Origin of the sequence: Stenotrophomonas sp. 3diitr2024 (assembly GCF_042136455.1) — a bacterium.
Classification (GTDB): domain Bacteria; phylum Pseudomonadota; class Gammaproteobacteria; order Xanthomonadales; family Xanthomonadaceae; genus Stenotrophomonas; species Stenotrophomonas sepilia.
Genome location: NZ_JBHHMJ010000788.1, coordinates 1 through 5,159, shown reverse-complemented (window position 1 = coordinate 5,159; position 5,159 = coordinate 1). Strand labels below are relative to the sequence as shown.

Below are 5,159 nucleotides of genomic sequence, written 5' to 3'. Positions count from 1 at the left end.
AACCGGGGTCGGAGCCCTCGCGCGGCGCGCAAGGGATCCGACCCCTTGTCTTCTGGCGCTACCGCAGCGGCCTTCGATCAGGGAGAATCGACCGGTCCCCTCCAGCCGACGGGACGTCCTTACAACCCGCCGACTGGAGAGAGCGCGCGTGGAAGCAACCGTACACTTCATCAACAGCATCATCTGGAGCAAGGCACTGATCTTCGTGTGCCTGGGCGCCGGCCTGTTCTTCAGCCTGCGCACCCGCTTCATGCAGATCCGGGGGTTCCTCGAGATGTGCCGCCTCACCGTCAAGGGTGAGAAATCCGACGCCGGTGTGTCCTCGTTCCAGGCGCTGGCCATGTCGATGGCCGGCCGCATGGGTATCGGCAACATCGCCGGTGTGGCCACCGCCATCGCATTCGGCGGTCCCGGTGCGATCTTCTGGATGTGGGTGATGGGCTTCCTCGGCGCGTCCACCTCGTACGTGGAATGCACCCTGGCGCAGATCTACAAGACCAAGGATGCCGAAGGCCGCTACCGCGGTGGCCCGGCGTACTACATCGAAAAGGCCATGGGCCTGAAGTGGTATGCGCTGGCCTTCGCCATCGCCACGATCATCGCCGCAGGCTTCCTGATGCCGGGCGTGCAGGCCAACGCCATCGCCGACAGCATCATCAACGCCTGCCGTGGCACCGCGCTGTGCGGTCCGCTCGATGGCCAGGCCTTCGGCATGGAATCGGTGCAGGCGCTGAAGCTGGGGATCGGCATCGTGGTGGCGCTGCTGCTGGGCGTGGTGATCTTCGGTGGCGTCAAGCGCATCGCCAACTTCGCCGAGGTGGTGGTGCCGTTCATGGCCGCCGGTTTCATCCTGATGGCCATCATCATCATGATCATCAACTACGACCGCGTGCCGGAAATGTTCGGCATCATCTTCAAGAGCGCCTTCGGCACGCATGCCGCGTTCGGCGCGATGATGGGCCTGGCTGTGGAGTGGGGCATCAAGCGCGGCATCTACGCCAACGAAGCCGGCCAGGGCTCGGGCCCGCACGCAGCGGCCGCCTCGGAAGTCTCGCATCCGGCCAAGCAGGGCTATGTGCAGGCCTTCGCGATCTACTTCGACACCATGATGGTGTGCACCGCCACCGCGTTCCTGATCCTGGCCAGCGGTACCTACAACGTGTACTCGCCGGTGGAGGGCGCCGCGCCGATCTTCCAGGGCCTGGCCGGCATTCCGGAAGGCGCCGGTTACGCCCAGGCCGGCGTGGAAGCGGTGCTGCCGGGCTGGGGTTCGGCGTTCGTATCGGTGGCCATCTTCTTCTTCGCCTTCACCACCATCATGGCGTACTACTACATGGCCGAGACCAACCTCAGCTATGTGAACCACAACAGGAAGCGGCCGCTGACCGTGCTGCTGCTGCGCCTGGGCATCATCGGCATGGTGGTGTTCGGCGCGTTCCACAATGCCACCCTGGCCTGGGCGCTGGGCGACATCGGCGTCGGCCTGATGGCCTGGCTGAACATCATCGCCATCCTCATCATCCAGAAGCCGGCGATGCTGGCCCTGCGTGACTACGAACGACAGAAGAAGCTGGGCCTGGATCCGGTGTTCGACCCTGATGCCCTGGGCATCAAGAACGCCGATTTCTGGCGCCAGCGCAAGCAGGAGAGTGTGTAAGTGAACAACCCTTGGAACAACCGCCGCCCGTCCGCCCGTCCGCCGCGCGCAACGCCGTTGCCGCGCCCGGAGGTGCCGGCCACGGGCGGTGGTGGGCGCGGTGGCAGCGATGAGCTGCGTCTGTACGGCCTGAATGCCGTGCTGGCTGCGTTCGAAGCGCGGCCGCAGGCGCTGCGCAAGTTGTACCTGCTGGAAGCACGCATCCCGCGCCTGCAGCCGCTGTTGAAGTGGTGCGTTGCCAACCGCGTGGGCTACCGCGTGGTCGAGGATGGCGATCTGAACAAGCTCGCCGGCACCACCCATCACGAAGGGGTGGTGGCTGATGTGCTGCGTGCACCTGCACTGCCGCTGGCGCAGTGGCTGGAGCAGGTCGGCGAGGCCCCGGCGCTGGCACTGTGGCTCGATGGCGTGGGCAACCCGCACAACCTCGGCGCGATCCTGCGCTCGGCCGCGCACTTCGGTGCCAAGGCGCTGCTGTTGCCGGCCGGCAGCACGCTGGCCCTGTCCGGCGCCGCCGCGCGCGTTGCCGAAGGCGGTGCCGAAGCGGTGCCGCTGGTGCAGCTGCCGGAGACCGATCAGGCAATGGCGCAATTGCGCGCAGCCGGTTTCGGCCTGGCCGCGACCCTGGTCGAGGGCGGTGATGACGTGTTCCGCAGCTCGCTACCGGCCCGCCTGGTGTATGTGATGGGTGCCGAAGGCGAGGGCATGGACCGCAGCCTGGCGGGGGCGTGCGACCTGCAGGTCTCGATTCCCGGCAGCGGCGCGGTGGAGAGCCTGAACGTAGCCTCGGCCACGGCGGTACTGCTGGCGCAATGGGCCAGCCGTCGCGGCTGATCCGACCCCAGCGGCTCGCCATGTTCGGGGTCGGATCCCTTGCCGCAGGCGAGGGCTCTGACCCCTTCCGGGGCCGGCAATTGCGTCAAGCACGCATGATGTTTTGAAAGTTTCCTTATTGGTCAGCCGCTTCTGGCGACGCAGGGTGGAATTCCATCCCATGCTGTCCAGGAGTGGCTGTCATGCATCATCCTCGCCGTACCCTCGTCGCATTGCTGGTGCTGGCCAACGTCCTTGCCAGTGCCCACGCAGCGGCTGACGAACGCAGTCTTGACGGTGTCAACTTCACCGGCCCGCTGATCACCCCCAATCCGGCCGGCCTGCCGCAGGGCAACTGGTACATCGAACCCTATCTGGTGCGGATCGACAGTCGCGATCATTACGACGATGGCGGCCATCGCCGCCGCAGTGGGCAACGTAGCGGTGCATGGGCCACGGTGGTGCCGATCATCTATGGCTTCAGCGACCGGGTGATGGGCCAGGTCAATCTCAGTGCATCGCGCTCGGAGTCCGGCGGTGCGCGCAGCAGCGGCTTCCGTGCCGGTGACACCACCGCGCGGCTGCAGTACCTGCTGCAGGCGCCGAATGCCGATGGCACCCGTCCGGCCATCTCGGTCGCGCTGGTGCAGCGTTTCAGCACCGGCAGCCACGATCGCATCGCCGGCAATCCGCTCGATGCGCAGGGCGACGGCGTTCAGCGCACCACTGCAGCGCTGGGCGTGCAGCAGGTCGTGTGGCTGGGCAATGACCGCCCCGTGCGCTGGCGTGCCCAGCTCAGTGCCGGGCCGGCACCGTCGCGCACCGCCATATCCGGCACCAGCGTCTACGGCACCGATGACAGCTTCCAGGGACATATCTCCCGCGGGTCGGTGCTGGGCCTGTCGGTCGGCGCCGAGTACAGCTTCAATTCGCGTTGGGTGGGCGTGATGGAGGTGGCCGCCAGCCGCGAGACAGGCCAGCGCCTCAGCGGCTTCGCACGCAACAGCAGCGGTGCGATCGAACGGATCGAAGAGCATCGCCCGGCCAGCCGCAGCGTCACCCTGGCGCCGGCCGTGGAGTACCACTTCAGCCCGACGCTGGGCCTGATCGCCGGCGTGGAGTTCAGCGTGGCGGGCCGTAACACCAGCCATATCGTCAGCCCCCAGATTGCCTTGGGCATGTTCTTCTGAGGGGCCGCCGATGAACATCGAATCCATCGTCAACACGATCCTTGGCGTCGTCTGGAGTCCCTACCTGGTGGTGCTGTGCCTGCTCACCGGCCTGTACTTCAGCGTGCGCACGCGCTTCATCCAGTTGCGTGCGTTGCCGGACATGCTGCGCCTGATGTTCCGCCATGAGCGCTCCGATGCCGGCGTGTCGCCGTTCCAGGCGTTGTCCATTTCGCTGTCAAGCCGCGTGGGCGTCGGCAACATCGCCGGCGTCGCCATGGCCATCGCCTTCGGTGGCCCCGGCGCGATCTTCTGGATGTGGATCGTCGCCTTCCTTGGCGCATCCAGTGCCTTCATCGAATCCACGCTCGCGCAGATCTACAAGGATCGCGACGGCAAGGGGCAGTACCGGGGCGGCCCGGCGTATTACATCGAAAAAGGCCTCGGCCAACGCTGGTATGCAGTGCTGTTCGCACTGGTGACGGTGCTGGCGGGCGCGATGCTGGCTGGCACCCAGTCCAATGCGATCACCAGCGCGGTGAACGAAGCCTGGGACGTCCCGGTGATGACCACCACCGCGGTTCTGCTGGTGGTGCTGGGTGCCATCCTCATCGGCGGTGTGCGGCGCATTGCGCGCGTGGCCGAATGGGTGGTGCCGCTGATGGCCGTGGCCTACCTGCTGGTTGCGGCGCTGGTGATGGTGCTCAACGCGGACAAGGTGCCGGAGGTGATCATGCTGGTGCTGCGCAGTGCATTCGGCGTGGACGCAGCGTTCGGCGCGATGATCGGTACCGCTATCCAGTGGGGCGTGCGTCGCGGCGTGCTGTCCAACGAGGCCGGCATGGGCAGTGGTGCGCATCCGGCCGCCGCCGCGGAAGTCTCGCATCCGGTCAAGCAGGGCCTGGTGCAGTCGTTCTCGGTCTACATCGACACGATGGTGGTGTGCAGTGCGACCGCCTTCCTGATCCTGTCCACCGGCCTGTACAACGTCTACGACCCGGCGGTGAACGGCATTCCGGATGAGGCGCGCCTGTTACTGGGCAATCTGCCGGGTGTCGAGGCCGGGCCACGCTTCGTGCAGCATGCGGTGGAATCCGCGCTCCCGGGCTTCGGCCGTTCGTTCGTAGCGCTGGCGATCCTGCCGTTCGCGTTCACCACCATCCTCGCGCTGTACTACATGGCCGAGACCAACGTCAGTTATCTGTGCCGCGATCGGCCGACGCCGTGGGTGATGGGCAGCTTCCAGCTGCTGTTCCTGGCAGCGACCGGGTACTCGGCGGTGAACAGTGCAACGGTGGCCTGGTCGCTGGGTGACATCGGCGTCGGCCTGATGAGCTGGTTGAACATCATCGCCATCCTGCTGCTGCAGAAACCGGCCTTGGCGGCGCTGCGTGACTACGAGCAGCATCGCCAGGCCGGCAAGGATCCGCTGTTCAACCCGAAACTGCTGGGCGTGCGCAACACCAGCGTGTGGGAAGGCTGACAGGATCGGGGTCAGAGCCCTCGCCAAGGGCGAGGGC

General features: G+C 66.4%; 4 protein-coding genes. All 4 read left to right on the top strand.

What is annotated here, in order from left to right:
• Window positions 1-148: 148 nt before the first annotated feature.
• The 4 genes from ABGA94_RS20750 to ABGA94_RS20735 all read left to right on the top strand — a co-directional run bounded on the left by ABGA94_RS20750 (window position 149) and on the right by ABGA94_RS20735 (window position 5,122).
• Window positions 149-1,657 carry a sodium:alanine symporter family protein gene (locus ABGA94_RS20750; protein WP_005418815.1) on the top strand — a complete coding sequence of 503 codons (1,509 nt, stop codon included), beginning with the start codon at window positions 149-151 and terminating at the stop codon, window positions 1,655-1,657.
• Entirely contained in the window at window positions 1,658-2,491 is an 834-nt protein-coding gene (locus tag ABGA94_RS20745; protein ID WP_005418814.1) for a TrmH family RNA methyltransferase, read from the top strand. It begins immediately after the preceding gene.
• Between the two features lie 182 nt (window positions 2,492-2,673).
• Window positions 2,674-3,660, top strand: a complete 987-nt coding sequence (locus ABGA94_RS20740) for a hypothetical protein (protein WP_065179505.1) — start codon at window positions 2,674-2,676, stop codon at window positions 3,658-3,660.
• A gap of 10 nt (window positions 3,661-3,670) precedes the next feature.
• Window positions 3,671-5,122, top strand: a complete 1,452-nt coding sequence (locus ABGA94_RS20735) for a sodium:alanine symporter family protein (RefSeq protein WP_262220791.1) — start codon at window positions 3,671-3,673, stop codon at window positions 5,120-5,122.
• Window positions 5,123-5,159: the final 37 nt, after the last annotated feature.

Bases quoted from the DNA above. Each gene is read 5' to 3' on its own strand.
- ABGA94_RS20740 (WP_065179505.1), top strand. From the start codon at position 2,674: ATGCATCATCCTCGCCGTACCCTCGTCGCATTGCTGGTGCTGGCCAAC.
- ABGA94_RS20735 (WP_262220791.1), top strand. From the start codon at position 3,671: ATGAACATCGAATCCATCGTCAACACGATCCTTGGCGTCGTCTGGAGT.